Annotated in this window: 20 protein-coding genes and 1 tRNA gene; 11 read left to right on the top strand and 10 right to left on the bottom strand. The window is 61.9% G+C overall.

The genetic code is table 11. From position 1 onward, the window contains the following. Positions 1 to 149: 149 nt before the first annotated feature. The 5 genes from ABRP88_RS08510 to purD form a co-directional block, all read right to left on the bottom strand. The gene (locus ABRP88_RS08510; protein ID WP_349836949.1) at positions 150 to 833 is read right to left on the bottom strand and encodes a DUF2334 domain-containing protein; all 684 of its coding nucleotides are present in this window, start codon (positions 831 to 833) and stop codon (positions 150 to 152) included. Positions 834 to 922: 89 nt separating this feature from the next. Continuing rightward, positions 923 to 3,046 (bottom strand): S9 family peptidase, encoded by a 2,124-nt coding sequence (locus tag ABRP88_RS08505; protein WP_349836948.1) that lies wholly within the window; start codon positions 3,044 to 3,046, stop codon positions 923 to 925. A gap of 95 nt (positions 3,047 to 3,141) precedes the next feature. Then, complete coding sequence (locus ABRP88_RS08500; protein ID WP_349836947.1) at positions 3,142 to 4,035, bottom strand: phosphoribosylaminoimidazolesuccinocarboxamide synthase; 894 nt, start codon at positions 4,033 to 4,035, stop codon at positions 3,142 to 3,144. Between the two features lie 52 nt (positions 4,036 to 4,087). Next, a complete protein-coding gene (gene purB / locus ABRP88_RS08495) occupies positions 4,088 to 5,527 on the bottom strand; it encodes an adenylosuccinate lyase (RefSeq protein WP_005279575.1) in 1,440 nt (479 codons plus the stop codon). Between the two features lie 33 nt (positions 5,528 to 5,560). Further along, complete coding sequence (purD, locus tag ABRP88_RS08490; RefSeq protein WP_349836946.1) at positions 5,561 to 6,835, bottom strand: phosphoribosylamine--glycine ligase; 1,275 nt, start codon at positions 6,833 to 6,835, stop codon at positions 5,561 to 5,563. Positions 6,836 to 6,869: 34 nt separating this feature from the next. Here purD and ABRP88_RS08485 point away from each other — a divergent pair, with 34 nt between their 5' ends. Continuing rightward, a complete protein-coding gene (locus ABRP88_RS08485; RefSeq protein ID WP_284770355.1) occupies positions 6,870 to 7,298 on the top strand; it encodes an HIT family protein in 429 nt (142 codons plus the stop codon). Here the strand turns inward: ABRP88_RS08485 and ABRP88_RS08480 are convergent. The 3 genes from ABRP88_RS08480 to ABRP88_RS08470 form a co-directional block, all read right to left on the bottom strand. Next, positions 7,295 to 8,821 (bottom strand): sensor histidine kinase, encoded by a 1,527-nt coding sequence (locus ABRP88_RS08480; protein ID WP_349836945.1) that lies wholly within the window; start codon positions 8,819 to 8,821, stop codon positions 7,295 to 7,297. The two genes, ABRP88_RS08485 and ABRP88_RS08480, sit on opposite strands and share 4 nt — an antisense overlap. A gap of 14 nt (positions 8,822 to 8,835) precedes the next feature. Then, positions 8,836 to 9,540, bottom strand: a complete 705-nt coding sequence (locus ABRP88_RS08475) for a response regulator transcription factor (protein WP_349836944.1) — start codon at positions 9,538 to 9,540, stop codon at positions 8,836 to 8,838. Between the two features lie 212 nt (positions 9,541 to 9,752). Further along, the gene (locus ABRP88_RS08470; protein ID WP_284850201.1) at positions 9,753 to 11,498 is read right to left on the bottom strand and encodes a pyruvate dehydrogenase; all 1,746 of its coding nucleotides are present in this window, start codon (positions 11,496 to 11,498) and stop codon (positions 9,753 to 9,755) included. A gap of 159 nt (positions 11,499 to 11,657) precedes the next feature. On the opposite strand from ABRP88_RS08470, the gene ABRP88_RS08465 reads away from it, so the two are divergent. Then, on the top strand, positions 11,658 to 13,184 hold the full coding sequence (locus ABRP88_RS08465) for an MFS transporter (RefSeq protein ID WP_349836943.1): 1,527 nt from the start codon (positions 11,658 to 11,660) through the stop codon (positions 13,182 to 13,184). 65 nt (positions 13,185 to 13,249) lie between these two features. Here the strand turns inward: ABRP88_RS08465 and ABRP88_RS08460 are convergent. Next, positions 13,250 to 13,325, bottom strand: a tRNA-Thr gene (locus tag ABRP88_RS08460). Positions 13,326 to 13,477: 152 nt separating this feature from the next. Between ABRP88_RS08460 and thrE the strand changes: the two genes are divergently transcribed. The 5 genes from thrE to otsB all read left to right on the top strand — a co-directional run bounded on the left by thrE (position 13,478) and on the right by otsB (position 18,456). Further along, the gene (gene thrE, locus ABRP88_RS08455; protein WP_349836942.1) at positions 13,478 to 15,208 is read left to right on the top strand and encodes a threonine/serine exporter ThrE; all 1,731 of its coding nucleotides are present in this window, start codon (positions 13,478 to 13,480) and stop codon (positions 15,206 to 15,208) included. 62 nt (positions 15,209 to 15,270) lie between these two features. Beyond that, complete coding sequence (locus ABRP88_RS08450) at positions 15,271 to 15,627, top strand: hypothetical protein (protein WP_023017948.1); 357 nt, start codon at positions 15,271 to 15,273, stop codon at positions 15,625 to 15,627. Positions 15,628 to 15,641: 14 nt separating this feature from the next. Next, positions 15,642 to 17,111, top strand: coding sequence for an alpha,alpha-trehalose-phosphate synthase (UDP-forming) (locus tag ABRP88_RS08445; RefSeq protein ID WP_349836941.1), 1,470 nt, complete (start codon positions 15,642 to 15,644; stop codon positions 17,109 to 17,111). After that, complete coding sequence (locus ABRP88_RS08440) at positions 17,111 to 17,686, top strand: META domain-containing protein (protein ID WP_349836940.1); 576 nt, start codon at positions 17,111 to 17,113, stop codon at positions 17,684 to 17,686. Before ABRP88_RS08445 ends, ABRP88_RS08440 begins: the two co-directional genes overlap by 1 nt. Positions 17,687 to 17,697: 11 nt before the next feature. Next, the gene (otsB, locus tag ABRP88_RS08435; protein WP_349836939.1) at positions 17,698 to 18,456 is read left to right on the top strand and encodes a trehalose-phosphatase; all 759 of its coding nucleotides are present in this window, start codon (positions 17,698 to 17,700) and stop codon (positions 18,454 to 18,456) included. On the opposite strand, the gene ABRP88_RS08430 is transcribed toward otsB, so the two are convergent. Then, positions 18,428 to 19,582, bottom strand: a complete 1,155-nt coding sequence (locus tag ABRP88_RS08430) for a LacI family DNA-binding transcriptional regulator (protein WP_349836938.1) — start codon at positions 19,580 to 19,582, stop codon at positions 18,428 to 18,430. The genes otsB and ABRP88_RS08430 overlap by 29 nt on opposite strands. Positions 19,583 to 19,621: 39 nt before the next feature. On the opposite strand from ABRP88_RS08430, the gene ABRP88_RS08425 reads away from it, so the two are divergent. Genes ABRP88_RS08425 through ABRP88_RS08410 form a run of 4 tightly spaced genes read left to right on the top strand, consistent with a single transcriptional unit; the run spans position 19,622 to position 23,067 of the window. Continuing rightward, positions 19,622 to 20,632: a metal ABC transporter solute-binding protein, Zn/Mn family gene (locus ABRP88_RS08425; protein ID WP_502879889.1), complete on the top strand. Its 1,011-nt coding sequence runs from the start codon at positions 19,622 to 19,624 to the stop codon at positions 20,630 to 20,632. Then, on the top strand, positions 20,632 to 21,333 hold the full coding sequence (locus ABRP88_RS08420) for a metal ABC transporter ATP-binding protein (RefSeq protein WP_349836936.1): 702 nt from the start codon (positions 20,632 to 20,634) through the stop codon (positions 21,331 to 21,333). The genes ABRP88_RS08425 and ABRP88_RS08420 overlap by 1 nt, the downstream gene beginning before the upstream one ends. Then, positions 21,326 to 22,225, top strand: coding sequence for a metal ABC transporter permease (locus ABRP88_RS08415; RefSeq protein ID WP_349836935.1), 900 nt, complete (start codon positions 21,326 to 21,328; stop codon positions 22,223 to 22,225). Before ABRP88_RS08420 ends, ABRP88_RS08415 begins: the two co-directional genes overlap by 8 nt. A gap of 11 nt (positions 22,226 to 22,236) precedes the next feature. Then, positions 22,237 to 23,067 (top strand): CE1 family esterase, encoded by an 831-nt coding sequence (locus ABRP88_RS08410; protein WP_349836934.1) that lies wholly within the window; start codon positions 22,237 to 22,239, stop codon positions 23,065 to 23,067. Positions 23,068 to 23,099: the final 32 nt, after the last annotated feature.

Here is a 23,099-nt window from a genome sequence, read left to right as displayed (position 1 = left end):
CGGTAGGTTCCTTCTGTATGCCCCTCCAGGACTCCTTCGTCCATGAGCTTGATGACTCACGGCCGTGAGACATTCAGAAGGTCTGCCGCCTCTCGCGTTGTTAGTTCATCTGTTCGTTTCGTGCTGTCTACTATAAAACCTCCGCCGGACTAACGCGGCAGGTAAATGCTGTAATCAGCGGGAGTAGCGCCCGCGTCAAGGGCGCGGCGAGCTGCCTTCACAAAATCCTTGCTGACCTTGCGATCATCTAGGTTGCGGGCGGATATGGAAAGGCGCACGGTATTGCCGCGCTGGGCGGAACGCTCGGCCGCGCGGATGATGTTTTTGCGCCACCACTTGGCGGAACCGAAGCCCTCACCAAAAGAAAGGTTGCGGGCTTGGTGGAATTTCCCGGTGGGGACCTCCAGGATGCCGCGGGTAGAAGCCGCCGCCTCAAAGGGGAATTTGGGCAGGACCTGCAACGTTCCGGGAGACATGCGCCAGCGCGGGGGTGCGAAGATGGTGGGTTCGAAACCAATCTGTGCCATCTGCCGGGTCGCACCGGCTAGGCGCAGCTTCGCCTCGTGTGAATTGAGGTTGGCAAACTCCGCGCGGCGGCCTTGGACTGCTTGGTCAAAGCCATTGAGGATAAGTGGGCGACCAGCGGTCGCTTGATCCTTGAGCCACTGTTGGGTGTCCTTGTCCTTGGCTAGGTGCCAATTGCCGTCAATATGCGGGGCGATGAGCAGGGAGACGGGGATTTCCTCCCGGTCCAGAACCGACAGGAAGCTTGTAGCCTGCTTCCGAGTGTCCTCAAAAATACTGGAGATAGAAACCAGAAGGTGGCTAGTCATAGCTCAAATTATCGCACAGGACCGCCAGATCCGCGCGCTGGCCAGAACGCTGGCCAGAGTGCCAGCCAGCGCACGACTGTGGTAAGCAGTTACTCCGTCAGGCCGGTGGCCTTATTGATGGTCCAGGCGTATTCGAAGGCGTTTTGGCGCCACTTATCGTAGCGGCCGGATACGCCACCGTGCCCGGCGGCCATTTCCGTCTTGAGCAGGAACTCGCCGCTTGTGGCGGTAGCGCGCAGCTGGGCGATCCACTTTGCCGGTTCCACGTACAGCACGCGGGTATCGTTCAGCGAGGTGATAGCCAAGATATCCGGATAGTCTTTGGCCTCGACATTCTCGTAGGGCGAGTAGGACTTCATATAGTCGTAGTACTCAGGATCGTGGTACGGATCGCCCCACTCTTCCCACTCGGGAACGGTAAGGGGAAGTTCCGGCATGAGCATCGAGGTCAGCGGATCCACGAAGGGGACCACGGCTTGGATGGCGGTAAAGCGGTCAGGGGCCATATTGGCCACGGTGCCCATGAGCATGCCGCCGGCGGACCCGCCTTCGGCCACCATCTGGTCCGGGGTGGTCACGCGGCGCTCGATGAGGTCATCGGCCACAGCGATGAAATCGGTGAAGGTATTTTTCTTCTGCAGCATCTTGCCATCGTCGTACCATTTACGGCCCATCTCGCCGCCGCCGCGCACGTGGGCGACCGCATAAATCATGCCGCGGTCCATGAGTGATAGCCGGGTCGCGGAGAAGTACGGGTCCATGCTGGCCTCGTAGGAGCCGTAGCCATACAACAGCGTCGGGTTGGGCTTGGTGCGGTCTAAGTCGGAACGGTGCACCACGGAGACTGGGATCTTGGTGCCATCGCTGGCAGTCGACCAGATGCGGTAGGCCACGTAATCATCCGGATCATAGCCACCGGGGACTTCTTGTTCTTTCAGCAGCGTGTACTCGCCGGTATCCACGCGGTAATCGAAAAGCTGCGCGGGCTGAATATAAGACACGTAATTCACGCGGACTACCGGCGCATCCCATTCCGGGTTACCGGCCACGGCGACGGTAAAGAGTTCCTCGTTGAAATTGAGTTCTTCGAATTCCCCGAAGTCATCGCCAACGCGCATGATGGCAGCGCGGCCGATGCCACCGCGGCGGTAGCCCACCACCATGTGATCGCGGTAGGTATCCACGCCCTCGATGCGGGTGGTGTCATCGTGTGCTAGAAGCTCCGGCAGCTCGCGCAGGGCGGGAAGTTCCGCATCCACTTTGGCATAGCCCACTGCGAAGTTCGGGCCGGTGGCGTTGTGGGTGACAATCCAGTAGTCCTCGCCGCCCACTACGGCATGGTCTACGTCATAGTCCACGCCGGTCTCGCGCGTCCACAGCGGGCGGAATTCGCCTTCGGGGTTCTCCGTATCCAATACCCAGGCTTCCGAGGTAATCTTCGACCCCACCCCGATGAAGAGGTACTTATCGGAGCGGGCACTGCCGATGCCCACGTTAAAGTGCTCATCTTCCTCGTGGAAGACGCGCACATCCGCGGACTGCTCGGTGCCTACCTTATGGCGCCACACCGCATCCGGGCGCCAGGCATCATCGACCGTAGAGTAGAAGATATAGCCGTCGCCCGCCCAGGTAGCGCCATAGAAAATTCCGGTGAGGTGATCTTCTAGAAGCTCTCCCGTTTCGAGGTCCTTAATGGACAGTTCAAAGCGCTCGTCACCCGCAAAGTCTACGGAATAGGCCAGGTAGCGGCCGGAATCTGAGATGGAGGCCGCACCAAGGGCGAAGAAGTCCTTGCCCTCTGCCAGGGCATTGGCGTCCAAGATAATTTCTTCACCCTCTGGGCTGCCTTCTTCTGGAATCACCGGTGCGGTCCACGGATCGCTGCCCTCTTCTACCGGGATGCGGCAGGAATACCCGTAGTTCTTCCCCTCTTCGGAGCGGCCGTAGTACCAGTACTTACCGCGGCGGGCTGGCACGGACATATCGGTTTGTTTAATGCGGGATTTAATCTCTTGGAAGATATTCTCCGTCATCGCATCCAAGTGCCCGGTATGCGCCGCGGTGTAATCATTTTCGGCGTTGAGGTAATCCAGGGTTTCCTGCGATTGCTTATCGCGCATCCACTCGTAATTATCCACGAATTCGCGGCCGTGAAATTCGCGCTTTACGGGGTGGACTGGGGCTACCGGTGCGGTCGTCTTTTCATCACTCATGCCCTACCACTGTACGCGTCACCGACGGTTCCCCAGCGGCGGGCAACAGCCGCAGGCAACCAGCTAACGCGCGCGGCCTAGACCGGCCCGGGCGGCTAGGAACGCGGCGCAAAGAAGTCCGCGAAACGCTCACCCGATAGCTTTTCGTAGGCCTCAATATAGCGCAGACGGGTGGCGGAAACGACGTCATCGGGAAGCGCGGGCGGGGTGGTCTCAGAGGACTTATCCCAGCCGGAGGCATCAGAAGTCAGCCAATCGCGCACGTACTGCTTATCAAAGGAGGGCTGTACCTCGCCTTCCACGTAGGAATCTGCGGGCCAGTAGCGGGAGGAATCGGGGGTGAGGACTTCATCGGCAAGCACGAGCGTGCCATCTGCATCGAGGCCGAACTCGAATTTGGTATCGGCCAAGATAATGCCCTTCTCCTCCGCCAATTGGGCGGCCTTGGCATAAATGCGCAAGGTAGCCGCGCGCAGTTCCTCGGCGCGCTCGCGGCCGAGCTTGTCTGCCACGTGTTCGAAAGACACATTCTCATCGTGATCGCCCTGCTCAGCCTTGGTGGCCGGAGTGAAAATGGGCTCGGGCAGGCGGGAGGCCTCGACAAGGCCTGCGGGCAGCTCGATGCCGCACACGGTGCCGTCGGCCTGGTATTCCTTTAAGCCGGAGCCGGTAAGGAAACCGCGCGCCACGCACTCGAAGGGCAGCATGTCTAGCTTCTTGACCACCATGGCGCGACCCAAGCATTCTTCCGGAATGCGCTCATCATCGAGCGGTCCGGCGAGGTGGTTGGGAAAATCGATGGCATCAAAGAAGAACTTCGAGGTGGCCGTGAGAACCCGGCCCTTGTCCGGGATGGCCGGTTCCAAGGCAAAGTCGTAGGCGGAGATGCGGTCAGAGACCACCATCAGCAGGGTGGTGTCATCCACATCGTAAATATCACGGACCTTGCCGGAGGCTACATGGGTATAAGAAGAAAGCTCAGGACGCATGGTCTCATCATAACGCGCGGGTGTGCGCGGGCACGTAAGCCCGCGCGTGAGCTTAGAGAATCTCGCCCGGCGTATAGGCAGCGGCCTTGGGGTGCTCACCCACGAGGGCCTTGATGCGGTGCAGGACCTGAGAGACCTGGGATTCAGCGGCGCCGATGAAGGCGTGCTTATCCTCGAGGACCCTTTCGAGCTCGGCCTCGTCCATGGGCAGGCGGTCATCTGCGGCGAGGCGCTGGACCAGGTCTTGGTTGCCACCGTTTTCGCGCATATTCAGCGCCACGGCCACGGCGTTTTCCTTGATGACCTCGTGGGCGGTCTCGCGGCCCACCCCGGCGCGCACCGCGGCCATGAGGATGCGGGTGGTGGCGAGGAAGGGCAGGTAGCGCTCCAGCTCGCGGTCAATCATGGCCGGGAAGGCACCGAATTCATCGAGCACGGTGAGGAAGGTTTCGAATTGGCCGTCGATGGCAAAGAAGGCATCGGGAAGCGCCACGCGTCGCACCACCGAGCAGGAGACATCGCCCTCGTTCCACTGGCTGCCGGCGAGGTCTGCGGCCATGGTGAGGTAGCCGCGCAGGATGACCTGCAGGCCGGTCACGCGTTCGCAGGAGCGGGCGTTCATCTTGTGCGGCATGGCGGACGAGCCGACCTGGCCTTCCTTGAAGCCCTCGGTGACGGTCTCGTTGCCGGCCATCAAGCGGATGGTGGTGGCCAGCGATGCCGGGGCGGTGCCCAGGGAGACGAGGCAGGAGATGGCATCGAAATCCAGCGAGCGCGGGTACACCTGGCCCACAGAGTTGAAGATGCGGCGAAAGCCCAGGTAATCCGCAATATTGGTCTCTAGGGAGGCGAGCTTATCTTCGGAACCGCCCATGAGATCGAGCATGTCCTGCGAGGTGCCCATGGGGCCCTTGATGCCGCGCAGTGGGTAGTGCGAAAGCAGGTCTTCCACGCGTTCGATGGCCAGCAGCATCTCATCGCCGGCGGTGGCAAAGCGCTTGCCCAGCGTGGTGGCCTGCGCGGCCACGTTGTGCGAGCGCCCAGCCATGACTAGGGATTGGTACTCGGCGGCGTGACGGCCGATGCGCGAGACCACGGCGATGGCCTTATCCCGGATGATTTCCAGCGAGGTGTGGATCTGCAACTGCTCCACGTTCTCGGTGAGATCGCGGCTGGTCATGCCCTTGTGGATGTGCTCGTAGCCGGCCAGCGCATTGAATTCTTCGATGCGGGCCTTCACATCGTGGCGGGTGACGCGCTCGCGCTCAGCAATGGATTCGAGGTTTACGTCCTCGATAACGGCCTCATACGCGCTAATGGCCTTGGCGGGGATGTCCACGCCCAGGTTCTTCTGGGCGTGCATCACGGCGATCCATAGCTTGCGCTCGAGGATGATTTTATGCTCCGCGCTCCAGATATTGGCAAGCTCTGCAGAAGCATAACGGGAGGACAGGACGTTGGGGATATTCTTCTTCTCAGCCACGTGGCTTATTATTCCATGCCTGCCCTCCCCCGTGGCTACTTGCTAGATAGAAATTTCACCGGCTGCTGCGCGCTTGCCGATGTCCCTCCGGACAAACCCGCCCGCAAACTCAATGCCCTGGGCGGTGGCGTAGGCATTCTCGCGCGCGGCGTCTAGCGTTTCGCCCTTGCCCAGCACGTTGAGCACGCGGCCACCATTGCTCTGGAATACCCCATTGGAGCGTTTCGTGCCGGCGTGCAGCACGCGCTCTGGATCCTCGAGGCCTTCGCCCGTGATGGCATCGCCCTTGCGGGGCGAGGCTGGGTATCCCTCGGCCGCCATGACCACGGTGATGGCATAGCCATCTTCCCACTGAAGGGGCTCGAGTTCTGCCAGCGTGCCGGTGGCGGTGGCATTGAGCGCTTGTGCCAGCGGGGATTTTAGGAGTGAGAGCACCGCTTGGGTTTCTGGGTCACCAAAGCGGCAGTTAAATTCCACCACCGCTGGGCCTTCTTCGCCCCAGGCCAGTCCGGCATAGAGCAGGCCGGAATACGGGGTGCCGCGGCGCACCATTTCCTTGGCAACCGGGGTGCATACCTCGTCCACGATGCGCTGCACGTCGTCCTTGCCAAGCCACGGCAGCGGTGTGTACGCGCCCATGCCGCCGGTATTGGGGCCCTCGTCATTGTCGTAGGCGCGCTTGTGATCCTGGGCGGGTAACAGCGGCACGACGGTCTCGCCATCGACAAGGCAAAATAGCGATACCTCGGGCCCGTCCAGGAAAGTTTCCAGCAGCACGGGGTTGCCGGCGCCTAAGACCGCATCCACGTGGGCGCGGGCAGCGGCGCGCTCGCCGGTGACCACCACGCCCTTGCCGCCTGCCAGGCCATCGTCCTTGACCACAAACTGAGGACCAAAATTATCCAGCGCGGCCTCAATATCGGCCTCGCTAGCGCCTGGTCGCACCTGCTGCGCGCGGGCGGTGTTGACCCCAGCTGCCTCCATGACTTCCTTGGCAAAGGCCTTGGAGCCTTCAATCTGGGCGGCGTCCTTATTCGGCCCGAATACCGCAATGCCTTCTGCGCGCAGCGCATCCGCCACGCCGGCGACCAGCGGCACCTCGGGGCCAATAACCACGAGCTCGGCAGCGATCTCACGGGCCAGTCCCACCATGCGTTCTGGATCATCTACCTGGGAGTATTCCGGGTGCAGGGTAGCCAGCGGTTCCATGGCCGCGCTGCCGGGCGCGACGTGGATCTCCGCAGCCTGTGGATCAGCGTGCAGTCCTTTTACGAGGGCGTGTTCACGGCCGCCCGAACCAATTACGAGAATGCGCATGCCCACCATCATAGCTGGGGGTAGCCTGGCAGCTATGGCTTCTGTATTTAGCAAAATCATCACTGGTGACCTACCCGCTCGCTTTGTCTACCGCGATAAGAGCTGCGTGGCATTTTTATCCATCGAGCCACTGCGCTACGGCCACACTTTGGTCGTTCCCGTCGAGGAAGTAGATAAGTGGACCGACCTGGATCCCCAGACCTGGACGCACCTGAACGAGGTGGCCCTAGAAATCGGTGAGGCCATCAAGAACGCGTACGATACCCCGCGCACCGGCTACGTCATCGCCGGCTTCGATGTGCCGCACACCCACATCCACCTCTTCCCCACCGAGAAGATGGAAGAGTACGACTTTGCCAAGGCTTATGCCGCCGAGGACACCGATGATGCCGCCATGGATGAGGCGGCGGCGCGCATCCGCCAGCACTTGGGCACCAACGAGGACGGCTACCGCGAGGATTAATCCTCCGGTTCCTCCAGCGCGGGCAGGCGCACCGTAAAGGTGGTGCCGTGGCCGAGCGTGGAATCCACGCTGATGCTGCCGCCGTGCTGTTCCACCAAGGAATGCACGATGGCAAGACCCAAGCCGGATCCGCCGGTATCGCGCGTGCGCGAGGAATCCGCGCGGTAGAAGCGCTCGAAGATGTGGGCGGCATCCTCAGAGGACATTCCCTTGCCGTCATCGATGACATCCACGAGGATGTCCTTGTTGTCGCGGCGCAACTGCAGGGTGACCGTGGCATCCTCGCCGCCGTGGCGCAGGCCATTGGAAATCAGGTTGAGTAGCACCTGGTGGAGGCGGTCTGCATCGCCATTGACCACCGGGATGGACTGCGCATTATTAACCACCTTGACCTCGCGCTCCGGGAAGGCGGCTCGCGCGGACGATCCCACCGAAAGGGAAAGCTCCAAAAGGTCCACCGGCCGCAAGTCTAGACGCGTGCCTTCCGCGCGGGTCAGCGCCAGCAGGTCCTCTACCAGCAGCGACATGCGCTTGGATTCCTTATCGATCTTGGAAAAGACCAGATCGACATCGTTTGTCGCCCCAGAGCGGTAAAGCTCCGTGTAACCGCGCAGGCTGGTCAACGGGGTGCGCAGCTCGTGGGAGGCATCGCCGACAAAGCGGCGCATCTGTTCCTCTTTTTCCTGCGCCGTAACGACCGAGCGCTGCAGGTGGCCCAGCATGATATTGAGCGCGGCGGCCAATTGGCCGACCTCCGTGTGCAGCGGCCACTCGGGCACGCGCTTGTCCAGGTCGCCGGCCGCGATTTCCGATGCTGTCGATTCCACCACCCGCAGCGGCCGCAGCGCCCTGCGGATAAACCAGAAGCCCACGCCGGCCATGGCAGCCAAGGCAATCGCCGCAATGGATACCTGCACCATGGCAAGGCCGTGCAGGATTTCCTTTTCATGGGTCATGTCCTTGGCAATGACGGTGATAACGCCATTGGAATCCGCAAAGGCCAGCGCGCGCCACTTGGTGTTATTTTCAATCGAGCCCACCGTCGTGGGGTAGCCACCCAAGGGAACGCCCTCTACGTCCGGGGTGGTGGACGTGGGCCCGGAATAGCGAATCGTGCCATCTGGAAGGTAATTGAGCACCACGTATTCCGTGGGCGGGCGCTTGGTGTGATCACCTAGGAAGAAGTCATTGCCCACATCGCGGGCCCAGGAGGACGACGCCGAGCGCAGCTCGCTATCGACGTTGTTATAGAGCACGTTGCGCATGATCGAGTTCACGGCAAAGGACGAGCCCGTTAACCCGAGGCCGGAGATAACCACGAGGAGAACCACCAGCCAGGTGCGAAGCGGCATCGCCTGCGGAATCTGCTTGATGTAGTCGCGCTTGGAGCGCTTCTTCTTTCCCTGCCCCTGCTGCGGCAGCTGGTCCAGCTGCTCATGCCATTTCTTGGGCGGCTGCTGGGTTTGCTGGGGCTTAGCCTGCACGGGCCTGCCCGCAGCGGGTTTCTCCTGTGAATCTGCCATTATAAAACGTCAGTTTAGGACCGAGGGGTGCGCAGCACATAGCCAACACCGCGCACGGTGTGGATAAGCTGCGTATCGCCGGTATCGATCTTGCGGCGCAGGTAAGAAATATAAGATTCCACGACGTTGCCATCGCCGCCGAAATCGTAGTGCCAGACGTTGTCCAGGATCTTAGACTTGGAGAGCACCACTTCCTTGTTTTGCATGAGGTAGCGCAGGAGGTTGAACTCCGTGGGAGACAGCTCGATGAGCTCGCCGCTCTTGGTGACCTCGTGGGTATCGTCATTCAAGGTCAGATCGGCATAGCTCATGGTGGCGTCATTAGAAGACTCCTCGGCGGCACCGCCGCGGCGCATGATCACGCGCAGGCGGGTAATGACCTCTTCAAGGCTAAAGGGCTTGGTAACGTAATCGTCCGCGCCGATGGTCAGGCCGTGGATGCGCTGATCCACGCCGTCCTTGGCGGTCAGGTACAGCACCGGGCCGTCTAGGCCTTCCTGGCGCAGCTTGCCCAAGAGCTCGAAGCCGTCCATACCCGGCATCATGACGTCCAAAATATAGGCATCCGGGTTTACCTCGCGCGCCACGCGCAGCGCCTCGTTACCTGAGTTAGCGCTGTAGACCTCAAAATTTTGGAACTTCAACGATACCGTCAGTAGTTCCACGATATTCGGCTCGTCATCAACGACGAGGACTTTGGCAAGTTTATTGTCTTCCATGCGTCCTGTAGCTCCTATTACTTCCTGTTATCTGCACACCTGCGTGCGTGCAAGCTTCAGTAAGCCATCATGGCAAACCCAGTTTCTAGCCTACTGATAAGTTTCTGGATGAAACCTGTGAAAGCAAAAAGCCACGCTCCCCCTCCCCACCCGGAACGAGATCCGGGGTAGGAAAAGAAAGCGTGGCTAGCAAGCCATAAGTAAGTTACGGCTTAAAAGTCCTGCGGGCGCGGGATATTGCGCAGGTTGGACTTGGCCATGGACAGCATGGAGCCCACGCCGCCGCCGAAGACGGTGCGGGTAGCTGCCTTGGAGAAGCCCAGGAGCTGATCGAAGGTCAGCGTCGGTGGCAGGGAAAGGGCGTTGGGGTCAGTGACGACATCGATAAGCGCAGGGCCGTTATAAGCCAAGGCCTTCTTGATCTGCTTAGGAGCCTGCTTCGGATCCTCGATGCGGAAGGTCTTGATGCCAGCGGCTTCTGCGATCTTGGAAAAGTCCACGGACTCGTGGTCGGTCTCGTGCTCCGGGATGCCGCCCACCAGCATCTCCAGCTTGACCATGCCCAGCGAGGAGTTATTGAACACGAACATCTTGACCGGCAGCTGGTGCAGCTTAACCGTCAGCAGCTCGCCCATGAGCATGGACAATCCGCCGTCGCCAGAGAAGGTGATGACCTGGCGGCCCGGGTTGGCCTGCTGCGCGCCGATGGCCTGCGGCAGGGCGTTTGCCATGGTGCCGTGGCGGAAGGAGCCGATCTGCTCGCGCTTGCCATTCGGGGTGATGTAGCGCGCGCCCCAGACGTTGCACATGCCGGTATCGACGGTGAAGATGGCGTCATCGTCGGCCTCTTGGTCAATGAGGTCCGCGATGTACTCAGGGTGGATCGGGGTGTGCTTTTCCACGTTGGAGGTATATGCCTCGACGACGTGCTCCAGCTTGTCGTAGTGCTTCTTGAGCATCTTGTCCAAGAAGGAGCGGTCCTTCTTCTCCTCCACGTGCGGCAAGATGTTGTCGATGGTGGCGGCAACGTCACCGGTCACGGGGTAGGAGATCTTGGTGCGGCGGCCGATGTGGGAACCGTTGATATCCACCTGCGCCACGTTGCCCTTAGGCAAGAAGTCGTTATATGGGAAGTCCGTGCCAAGGAGGATCAGCAGGTCCGCCTCGTGGGTGGCCTCGTGCGCGGCGCCGTAACCCAGTAGGCCGGACATGCCCACGTCAAACGGGTTATCGTACTGGATGTACATCTTGCCGCCGAGCGCGTGGCCAATGGGTGCCTTAACCTTTTCCGCCAGCTGCAGCACCTGCTCACGGGCATTTTTCGCACCGGCGCCCACGAAGAAAGCGACGGACTCGGCCTCATTGATGGCCTGGGTCAGCGCTGCGGCCTCAGCCGGGTCCGGGTAGACCACGGGGCGGCCGGTGGAGATCTTGGATTCTACGAAGGTGTCATCATCAACCTCTTCGGTAGAAACGTCGCCAGGGATAACCAGCACGGAGACGCCATTGCCGGCCATGGTGGACTGGATGGCGTGGTGGAGCACTACCCCGCCCTGGTCACCGGACATGACCATTTCGCAGTAGCCGGAGCACTCCTGGAAGATCTGCTCCGGGTGGGTCTCCTGGAAGAAGTGGGAACCAATCTGGCGGGAAGGAATGTGCGATGCCAGGGCCAGCACCTTGGCGCCATTGCGGTTGGCATCATAAAGGCCCTGAATGAGGTGGGTATTGCCCGGGCCACAAGAGGCCGCACATACGGCGAGCTTGCCGGTGGTCAGAGAGTCCGCCTCGGCGGCAAAGGCCGCGGCTTCCTCATTGCGCACGTGGATCCACTCGATGGAGGAGCGGCGCACCGCGTCCACGATCGGGTTGAGGGAGTCTCCCACGAGGCCATAAATGTGCTCGACGCCCTGCTTTTCTAGCGTCTCAACGAGTTGTTCTGCGTAATTACGTGCCATTAAACATCATCCTTAACTCTTTAACTGTTCTAGTACCACTGTGCTACTAAACGTGCAGGAAAGTCCAGCAATTCCTACATACTCACACCACCGGCCCATCTGTGAGGAAGGCAATACTAACCTGAAATATCACAGGCTAATTCGCTACGGTTTCTAGCGATGAGCATCGAGTCACCTGATACCGCCACTAAGCCCCCGCACCGCGCGGCCGCGGAATCCTCTTCCACCCCAGCGCAGCGGTGGTCCTTCTTTGCCGTGGTGTCCCTGGGGCTACTCATGGTGGGCTTGGATAATTCCATCCTTTATACGGCGCTGCCGCAGCTCACACAGCAGCTGCACGCCACTGACATGCAGCAATTGTGGATCATCAATGCCTATACGCTGGTTCTATCGGGCTTGCTCCTCGGTACCGGCACATTGGGCGATCGCATTGGCCACCGCCTGATGTTCCTCATTGGCCTGGCCACCTTCGGCACTGCGTCCCTCGTGGCGGCTTATTCGCCCAATGCCTGGCTGCTCATTTCCGGCCGCGCCTTATTGGGTCTGGGCGCTGCCATCATGCTGCCTTCTACCCTGGCGCTTATCCGCCTGACCTTTCCCAATGAGGTAGAGCGCAATAAAGCCATCGGTATCTGGAGTTCCGTCGCCGTCGTCGGCGCTGCCGCAGGGCCCACCGTGGGCGGATTTCTCTTAGAGCATTTCTGGTGGGGCTCGGTCTTTTTGATCAACGTGCCCATCGTGGCCCTCGCCATCATCCTTACCTTCCTCCTTGGTCCACCCAACCTGCCGAATCCGCATAAGCACTGGGATTTCCCGTCCTCGTTCTATGCGCTTATTATCCTGTCCAGCCTGGTCCTGGCCATTAAAACTGCGGCGGCCACCGAAATCAATGTCATGCTGCTGGTCTGCTCCATTGCCGCTTTCTTGCTCGGCGCCGCAGCCTTTGCACACCGGCAAAGCCGACTTAGTGATCCGCTTTTAACCTTTGACATCTTCCACTCACCCACCTTTACCGGCGGCGTGCTCACCGCCGGCGGCGCCATGTTTGGCCTTACGGGCCTTGAGCTTTTAACCACCCAAAAGCTGCAGCTTGTCGATGCCCTCTCACCCCTCGACGCCGGCCTTTTCATCTCCGCCATGGCGCTTGCGGCCATCCCCACCGCCATTGCGGGCGGCAGCGTCTTGCACCGCGTGGGCTTTTTGCCCATCATCAGCGGCGGTTTCCTCAGCATGTCCGTTGGCATGCTGAGCATCATCTGGGCCGACCGCACCGATAACCTCGCGGTATTTATTACCGGCCTCATCCTCACCGGCTTGGGCGCCGGCTCGTCGATGTCCGTTTCTTCTACCGCCATCATTAATGCCGCCCCCTCCCACCGGGCGGGCATGGCCTCTGGTGTGGAAGCCGTGTCCTACGAGTTCGGCACGCTGCTCTCCATCGCCATTACCGGCTCCCTCATGCCGCTACTGATGACACACAAGCTTCCCGATGCCCTCGCCCCACAAGGCACCGACGCACTCTCATCGCCGGCTACGCATGACGCTGCCGCATCCGCCTACGATTCGGCATATTTCCTCACCGTCGGCGGGCTCGCCTGCCTGGCCCTCATCTTCGCCGCACCGACCGCCTGGTGCTTCCGCGATAACCCGAAGTCTGGGGCGCTTACTGCGCAAAGTAGCGGATAAATAGCCACCTAGCTAACTTGTAAACTTTTGCCCCCTAACTGTTTATGCAGCTAGGGGGTAGTTTTTGGAGCTGGAGACGAGACTTGAACTCGCAACCTACGCATTACAAGTGCGTTGCGCTACCAATTGCGCCACTCCAGCACCGCAGAATTTCTTCCGCTCGTTGCATGGTACCCGAGGACCTCGCCCAAGTGGAAAGCCGGTCCCCCTTGTATGCATTTGCGCCCCACAAGGGTTAAAGTTCAGGCTGAAATTATTACTAGTGTCCCACCGCTTTTTCGAGGGTTATTTTCGTGTCACTACTGTCCGCTATGCGGGAGCGCCTGCGCGTATCCGCAGGCCAAGTCGCCATCATTGACGCGGCCAAAGCCGCACCCCCACCATCGCCACTCGCCCCGGTCGATCTGACCGATTCCGCCCAAGTTACGGGCGTGATGGAGATTGCCGCGCGCATCGGCGAGCTGCTCATTAGCGCAGGATCCGCCAACTCGGACGCCCGCGCGCAGGTGCACCTGGCGGCGTCGTCGTACGGTCTTCACTACTGCCACGTGGATATCTTGATGAATACCATCACCATCCACACCGCGATCGGCACGGGCGATAAGCGCCAGAACCTCCACGTCTTTCGCGTGGTGCCGGATGTGGGCGTGAACTTTTCCAAGCTTTCGGAAGTAGACCGGCTCATCCGCGATATCCACTCCGGTAAGGTCCCGCCCGCTATGGCGGAAAAGCGCCTGGATGACATCGACCGCATGCCGGCGCCATATAAGCCGTCCACGGTGATGCTCGGCTGGGGCGGCATGGGTGGCCTGATTTCCATGATGCTCGGCGGCGACCTCCTCGTGGGTCTCATTGCCTTCGTGGTCTCCGCGCTGATTATGGGGCTTAATGACTGGTTGGCCAATTACCGCCTGCCGCCCTTTTATCAAAACGTCGTCGGCGGCTTTTTGGCCGTCTTCCCGGCCGCGATTTTGTATAACGTTGCCGCCGCCTTCGGCATTAATATGTCGCCGGCGCAGATTATTGCGTCCGGAATCATCGTGCTGGTGGCGGGGCTGACGCTGGTGCAATCGCTTGTCGATGGCATCACCCGCTCCCCCGTCACCTCTTCCGCGCGCTTTTTCTCTGCGCTGTTATCGACGGGCGCGATCATCGCCGGTGTGGGTGTGGGCATCCAGCTGGCCTCTGCCATGGGCTTTGACCTGCCCCCAATGGGCACCTTGGCGCCGCCGGTTTATCACAAGATTCCCCTTCTGGTGCTGCTCGGCGGCACGGGTTCGGCCGCATTCGCGCTGGCTTGCGGGGCTAACTGGATAGAAATTACCCTCTCGGGGCTTACGGCGGCCGCCGGAATGGTCTTCTACTACTTCGTGGTCGTGCCCTTCGGCGTTGGCCCGGTGATTGCCTCGGGCTTATCCGCCATCGTGGTGGGCCTGGCCGGCGGTTTGATGTCGCGCCGGTGGGGCATCCCGCCGCTCATTACGATGATCGTGGGCTATACGCCGATGCTGCCGGGCCTCATGCTGTACCGCGGCATGTATGCCTCCATCAACGAGCAGATGATTACCGGCTTTACCAACCTTGCCACCGCGCTGGCCATCTCCGGCGCGCTGGCAGCCGGCGTCGTCTTTGGCGAGCGCGTCGCCCGCCGCTTGCGCCGCCCGAAGTACTTCCGCCCGTACTCCGCTTTCAAGCGCATCGGCCGGTTCTCCTTCCACAAGGCAACGAACCTGGCGCGCAAGGCCCCGCGCATCCCACGCGTGCCGATGTCCCCCTTTGCCCCACGCGTCAACCGCCCCGAATTGCCGCCCACGCTAGGACCAAAGCCACCGCAGCAGGCGCCCACGCAGCAGCACGCGCCGGGGACCACTCCCGCGAAGGATTTGTGGCCGGCGGGTTCCCAGTGGCCGGCCCAGCCGCAGGATACCGAGCGCACCACCTATACGGTGCCCGGGCAGAAATCGCCCACGCCGGAGGAATCCGGATCCGCCAAGCCCGGCGGGGAGGAACCCGAGGAGCCCTAAACGCCGCCGGTAGCGTACAATATTTAGCCTGATAGCTTTCCCAACATTCAGGAGGACTCGCCGTGCCACCCAAGGTCCAAGACACACACCCACAGGCAGAACAAGATATTGCCCTGGCAGAGGAAACCGCCCGCGCCGCCCGCCGCGTGGTGGCCACCTACTCCCAAGACTTTTTGGACGGCGTGACCTTGATGTCCATGCTGGGTGTCGAGCCCAAGGGCCTGGTGCACAAGAAGGTATTGGCTGAACAGGCCGATGCCGCGCCGAAGAAATCCACGAAGAAGGCCACCAAGAAGTCGACCTCCAAGGCATCGAAGAAGTCCACTAAGAAGTCGACCAAGAAGACCACCAAGGCGGCCAAAAAGTCCACCAAGAAGTCAACGAAGAAAGCAACAAAGAAGTCGACCAAGAAGTCTTAAGCTAGTCTTGGACTATGAGTGAGCGCGGCAATGACTTCGTAGTAGTGGCAAACCGCCTGCCGGTAGATTTAACTACCGCGGCCGATGGCAGTCAGACGTGGACGGCCTCGCCTGGCGGTCTGGTCACCGCGCTCTCACCGGTGCTCGAAGCGCACCAGGGCTGCTGGGTGGGGTGGCCCGGCGTTGCCGATGCCGCGCCCGAGCCCTTCCGCACCGAGGCCGGGGTGCTATTGCACCCGGTCAAACTTACCGAGGCCGACTTTGAGGCCTTCTACGAGGGCTTTTCCAATGCCACGCTGTGGCCGCTCTACCACGATCTCATCGTCACCCCAACCTATGACCGCGACTGGTGGGATGCCTACCGCGAGGTCAACCTCCGCTTCGCGGACGAGGTAGCCGACGTGGCCGCAGAAGGCGCGACGGTCTGGGTGCAGGACTATCAGCTGCAATTATTGCCGGGCATCCTGCGGCAAATGCGCCCCGATCTCACCATTGGGTTCTTCCTACACATTCCGTTCCCCTCCCCCGATCTCTTCCGGCAACTGCCCTGGCGGGAGGAAACGGTGCGCGGCATCTTAGGAGCAGACCTGATCGGCTTCCACTTGGAGGCCAATGCCCGCAATTTCTTGGAACTGGCCCGCCGCCAAGGCCTTGAGGTGCGTGGGGAGGCCACCACCCGCGATGTCACCGCCCATATACACCTCCCCGGGGGCCGCACCGTGGGCGTCGGCGCATTCCCCATTTCCATTGCCGCGCAGGATTTCGGCCAGTTTAGCACCGAAGATGAACGCCGCGTGGCCCAACTGCGCAAGGATTTGGGCAGCCCCAAACGCATCATTTTGGGCGTAGATCGCCTCGATTACACCAAGGGCATCCTGCAGCGCCTGACCGCCTTCGAGGAGCTCCTGGAAACCGGCGCCCTAGATCCGGAAGAGGTCACCTTGGTACAGCTGGCCACGCCCTCGCGCGAGCGCCTCGATCATTACAAGGCCACCCGCTCCCAGGTGGAAGAGGCCGTCGGCCGCATCAACGGCCGCTTTTCCCGCATGGGCCACCCCGTGGTGCACTACCAGCACCGCGGCGTGCCCAAGGACGTGCTGCGCTGCTATTACCGTATGGCCGATATCATGCTGGTCACGCCTTTTAAGGACGGCATGAACCTCGTGGCTAAGGAGTTCGTGGCCTGCCACGATGACGGTTCTGGTGCCCTGGTGCTCTCGGAATTCGCCGGCGCCGCCGCGGAGCTGGATGAAGCCTACCTGTGCAATCCTTTTGATATCGAGTCCGTCAAACGCGCCTTACTCAATGCCGTGCGCGCGCTTTCCGATGCCCCCTCCATCATGACCCAGCGCATGCTCACCATGCACAAACAGGTCACCACGCACGATGTGCGGCTGTGGTCGCAGTCCTTTTTGGGCTGCCTGCCCGCCGTTCGGACCGAAACCGCCTCGCAAGCTCCCGACTCACACGGAAAGGACTCCTAATGCCTCCTTCCCTCCCCCGCGTACGCACTGCCGCTGCGGCCGGTGCGGGTACACCCGCTGTGCACAAAGGCATCGGCAAGCATGCCGCCGCCGTGGCCGCACTGGGCGCCGTCACGCTGCTTGCTGCCTGCGGTTCCGAGGACGATGCCCCGCAGCCCGCGGGCGATGACCGGATTGTGGACAAACACTGGCAGGTCGTCTCCATCAATACCGCGCCGGATGCAGCATCCACCATCCCGGAGTCGATTCCTCACGCGCCGGAATTTAGCTTCGGCGAATCCACCATGGTGGGCACCACCGGCTGCACTCGGCTTGCGGCCCGGCTGACCTACACCGCCGATGACGAACGCGAGAATATCCGCGATGGCAACAAGCTGCACTTCGATGAGGTCAAATACGACGACACCGATGAGGACTGCGAAGGCAGTTCCGTGTGGGCCGATAACCTGCTGCGCAACCTCATTACCTCGGATAATGATTTTATCTACACCGTAAATAGCAATAACCAGCTCATCTTGGAGCTCGATACCGATGAGGTAGATTCACCCTCCATCAAGCTGGTCTCCCGCGCGTAGCATGGGATACCATGACGCTTTCTACCACCATTAAGGCCTTGGCCGCGGCAGAAGAGCTCGCCGTGGTTTCTGATTTTGACGGCACACTGTCCCCGTTTGCCACAGCCATTTATGACGTGGAAATCAACGCCGATGCGGCCCGCGCCCTCGACCAGTTGGCCCACCTGCCGCGTACCACGGCCGCGGTGTTGTCTGGGCGCCACCTCGAGGGCCTCGAGCGCGTGTGTCCCCTGCGCCACCCCGTCCTCTTCGGCGGGTCCCACGGCGCCGAATCCTCCTGGCAGCAGACCGAGCTCACCGCCGCCATGCGCGAGCACCTTGCGCGCAAGGAGGAAGAAATCCGCGGCATCATAGACCGCTTCCCCGGCGCAGAGCTCGAGGTCAAGCCCTTCCAGCGCGTGCTGCACCTGCGCTCGCTCGAGCTTGAGAATCCGGAGCAGGCCGCGGCCGCCTATGAGGCAGGCTTGGCGCTAGATACCGCTGGTTTCCCGCGCACCGCCGGCAAGTCCGTCATTGAGTTTTCTGCCACCACCGCCACCAAGGGCACGTGGCTTGAAACCCTCCGCGAGCGCACCGGCGCCACCGCCATGGTCTTCTTGGGCGATGACGTCACCGATGAGGACGGCTTCCGCGCCCTCCACCAGCCGCCGGACGTGGGCGTCAAGGTGGGCGAGGGCGATTCCATCGCCGCCGTGCAGCTTGCCGATGTCGACGCCGTCGCCCACTTCCTCTCCGAGCTCGCTACCGCCCGCGCGGCCGCGGTGCAGTAACCGATTTCCCCGGCGCGAACCGCGTCTGCAGTACCCGCCGCGGTACTTCCTCTGCCTCTTCAGCGCCCTGTGTCCCCGCACCAGCCTTCGCGCTGCCTGCACCTGCAGAATCACTTGTCGCGCCAGCGATGAGCTTTTCCAACATATGGCCGGCCGCGGCGCCCTTGGCCTTATTGGGCTGGATGACTGTGGCCAGGTCGAGGCGCTGCGCCGCATCGATGCCGTCAAAGCCGGTCACGGATAAATCCTCTGGCACGCTGAGCCCCCGCTCGCGGGCATAGGCCAGCACGCCGAGCGCCATGGAGTCGGTCGTGCACAACACGGCCGTCAGCTCCGGGTGCGCCTCGAGCAGGAGCTCGGCGGCGGCGCGGGTGGTATGGGCATCGTTAATGTGCTGCGTGACCACGGGCACGGACTCGGGCGCAATGCCCGCCTCGGCGAATACGTCGAGCGCGCCCATCACCCGCGAGCGCTGCACGTGCATCTCCGCATCCTGGACTTCCTGCCAAGAAATCGGGCCGTCGTGGCGCTGCAGGCGCAGGCGGATGGCGAGGATGCCTATGTGGCGATGTCCGGCATCGACAAGCGCACGCGCCGCCGGAGCTATCGCCGCGCGATCGTCAATACCCACGAACGGCAGCCCCGCGTCCGTGGGCTGATCGCAGACCACCAGCGGCAGTCCCCGGCCCCGCGCGGCCGCGAGGTAGGCATCGCCCGCGGCAACCGAATAGACCACGAAGCCATCGACCGCGGCCGAACCCACCAGGCTGGTCGCCTCCGCCTCGCCTTCTGGGCCGGCGGGAATCAGCGTCAGCGTGGTTTGCGCGCCTGCCGATGCCTCCGCCATACCCGCCAAGAAATCCACCGACGCCATGTCCTCGAAGGCGTAGGACAGATGCTCGGTTAGCAGCACGCCTACCGACCCGGCGCGGCGGGTGCGCAGGCTGCGGGCCGTGGGATCGGGGCCCGGGTAACCGCGTGCCTTGGCCGCGGCCAAAATGCGCTCCCTTGTCGCCGGGGAGAGCTGGTCAGGGCGGCTATAGGCGTTGGATACGGTTGTGCGCGAAACCCCCAGCTCCGCGGCGAGGGAGGCCAGTGTCTTCCGGGTGGGGCTGCGTTTAACCATGCCTGTTACCTTACCCTGCGCCCCGCCGCTGGATTTTCAATGCATATTCAATTGACAATGATTGCCAGCAAACGCACACTGGAGGGTATGCACACGTCACTACGCGCAACAACAGCCCTACTCGCAGCAAGTGGCCTCCTTTTCACCGCCGCGTGCTCCGCAGATTCTGGATCTGGCTCCGGATCCGACTCCGGCGAAAAGAAGCTTTCCATCGTCGCCTCCACATCCATCTGGGCCGATGTTGCCCAGGCGGTGGCCGATACCGCCTCCGGCATCGACATCGAGGTAAAACCCATCGTGGAAGGCAATGACACCGACCCCCACCACTTCGAGCCCACCGCGGCCGATGTAGCCAAGGCCAATGACGCCGATATGCTCGTGGTCAACGGCGGCGGCTACGATGCCTGGATTTACCAGGCCGTCTCCGATCAGGAGAACATCATCTCCGCCCTGCCCCTGACGGACCATGGCAAGTTGGACGAGGACCCCGATGTCATGACCATCGATGCCGCGAAGGCCACCGCCAAGGATGACCCGGACAAGGTCACCAATATCGAGGGCAACGAGCACATCTGGTACGACCCCGCCGCCCTGGAGGAGGTCGCAGGCTCCATCGCGGACCAAATCAATGAGGAATACTCCGACGCCGGCGCCACCACCGAGAAGATCGACTCCCACGTGGACCAGCTGCGCGATAAGCTCAAGGAGCTTCCAAATGGCCTGAATTACGCGCAGACCGAGCCCATCGCCGATTACCTGATGAAGTACACCGACACCAAGGACGTCACCCCCGAGGGCTTCCGCAAGGCCACCATCTCCGAGGGCGAGCCCGCTACTGCCGATGTCGCCGCCTTCATCAAGGCCATTGACGATGGCGAGGTCGATCTCCTCATCTTCAACCCCCAGACCGAAACCGATACCGCCAACCGCATCAAGTCCGCCGCAGAGGACAATGACGTCGATATCGTAGAAATCGGCGAAACTCCGCCGGACGGCAAGAAGTTCTGGGAATACTACGACGAAGTCACGAGCAAGCTGGGGAAGCACTAGTGCTCATTGAATTCCATGAGGCCGCAGTAGAACCGCTGTGGTCGCAGCTTAACCTCGCCGTGGACCGCGGCGAGTTTATCGCCGTTTTAGGCCCCAATGGCGTGGGCAAGTCCACCCTGCTGGGCACCATCCTCGGCACCCGCACGCTGACCAGCGGCCGCGTCGACGTCAACTGCCGGGTTGGGTTCATCCCCCAGCAGCGCATGTTCCCCGCTGACCTTCCCCTGCGCGCCCGCGACTTGGTCTCGCTCTCCGTGGCGCACGGGGTGTTCCGGCACCGGCACCCACCCCGTGGACGGGTGGACGAGCTGTTGGAAGAGGTGGGTGCCACGGGGCTGCGGGACCGGCGCGTCGGCCAGCTTTCCGGCGGCCAGCAACAGCTCATCCGCCAGGCCCAGGCCCTGGCCAATGACCCGGACCTCATTCTTGCCGATGAGCCCCTCCTCTCCCTCGACCCCGCCCGGCAAAACGCCACGGTTAACAAGCTGGACTCGCTGCGCCGCGAGCGCGGGACCTCCATTATCTTTGTCACCCACGGCATCAACCCCGTGCTCGGGGTGACGGATAAGGTCCTCTACATCGCGCCCAATGGTCACACCTTCGGCCCGGTGGATGAGGTCATGCGCTCCGAGGTGCTTTCGGAGCTGTACGGTTCCAAGGTCAATGTCTTAAACGTCGACGGGAGGCTCATCGTTGTCTAGCTTCTGGGAAGATACCCAATACCTACTCAGCGTGGACTTCGTGCAGTCCTCGCTCATCGCCTCTGCGTTGCTGGGCATCCTGTCTGGCGTGATGACCTCGCTCATCGTGCTGCGCCAGATGTCCTTTTCCGTCCACGCCACCTCTGAGCTCGCACTCATGGGCGCCTCCGCGGCGCTGCTTTTCGGCCTCAACCTGGGCTTCGGCGCGGTTGCCGGTGCCATAGTCGCCGCCATCATCCTGGCCATGCTGGGCTTTAAGGGCCAGCAAGATAGCGCCATCGGCGTGGTCATGAGCTTTGGCCTGGGCCTCTCGGTGCTGTTCTTGCACCTCTACCCCGGCAATTCCAATACAGCGATGACGCTTCTGACCGGCCAAATCGTCGGCGTTTCCTCCGCCTCGGTGTGGCTGCTGGCCGCCACCACGGTCATCATCGTCGCCGCCGTCGGCTTCCTCTGGCGGCCCATGCTCTTTGCCTCCGCCGATCCTGATATGGCCCGCGCCGCCGGCGTTCCCACCCGCGCCATCTCCGTCGCTTTCGCCGTCCTCGTCGGCCTCGCCGCGGCGCAGTCGGTGCAAATCGTCGGCTCGCTGCTCGTCATGGCGCTGCTTATCACCCCCGGCGCGGCGGCGGTACAGATCACCTCCTCGCCCCTGCGCGCGGTGCTGTGGTCCACCATCTTCGCCGAGGTCTCCGCCGTAGGCGGTTTCATCCTTTCGCTGGCGCCAGGCCTACCGGTCTCCGTCTTCGTGACCACCATTTCTTTTGTGATCTACCTGGTGTGCCGGTTCATCGGCTGGCGGCAGGGCAAGCGCGCCATCCGCGATGAGGTAGTGGCCAAGCACTTCCACGCCGATAACCGCACCGCCGCAGAGGCCCACCACGCCGACTAAACTCGGCGGGCATGCATATTCATCGCCGCACCGCGGATGTGGCTGGCCACACCCGCCGCTTCATCGTCATCGAGCCCGAGCACCTCGCGCCCCAGCCGGACCTGCTGCTGTTTTTCCACGGCTCCCACCAGTCCGCCAACGTCATCCGCCGCTTTACCAACGGCACGGTGGACGCGCTTGCCGATGCCACCAATACCCTCGTCGTCTACCCCGACGGCATCGGCCACCACTTCAACGACACCCGCGCCGATCTGCCGGTCCGCGCCCGGGAGCTCGGGGTGGACGACGTTGCTTTTAGCACCTTCCTCATCGAGACCATGCAGCGCGAGTACTCCACCGCGCGCACCTTCGCCGCCGGCTATTCCAACGGCGGGCAGATGGTGCTGCGCCTGCTTTACGATGCCCCCTTTACCCTCACCGGCGCCTGCGTCTTCGCTTCCACGCTGGGCGAAGGCTCCAATCACGCGCCCACCCACCCCGAGGGGTACCGGCCTACCCCGCTGCTTTTTATCCACGGCACCGAAGATCCGATTGCGCCCTATGATGGTGGGCTAGCCGGCATCGATGGGCAGCAAACCCGCGGGTGCGTGCTATCTGCTCCCGCCACCGCAAAACACTTCGCACTCGCCAATGGTTGCCGCCCGCCCCGCGAAACCCAGCCCATTCCCGGGATAACGTCCACCTACTACGACGGCGACTTTCCCGTGGAGCTGTGGACCATGGAAGGCCTCGGGCACGTGATCCCCTCTAGCAAAGAAACGCCGCTGAGCATAGGACCAAATACGGATTCCTTCAATGCTGTGGATAAAGTCCGCGAATTCTTCGGCTTAGGTGACGCTTAAGGGTAGTTGTCCACAGGGAGGTGGGCATCGGC

This window comes from Corynebacterium sp. KPL2734, from assembly GCF_040225595.1.
In the GTDB taxonomy this organism is placed as follows: domain Bacteria; phylum Actinomycetota; class Actinomycetes; order Mycobacteriales; family Mycobacteriaceae; genus Corynebacterium; species Corynebacterium rhinophilum.
This window is presented reverse-complemented; position numbering and strand designations above follow the sequence as displayed.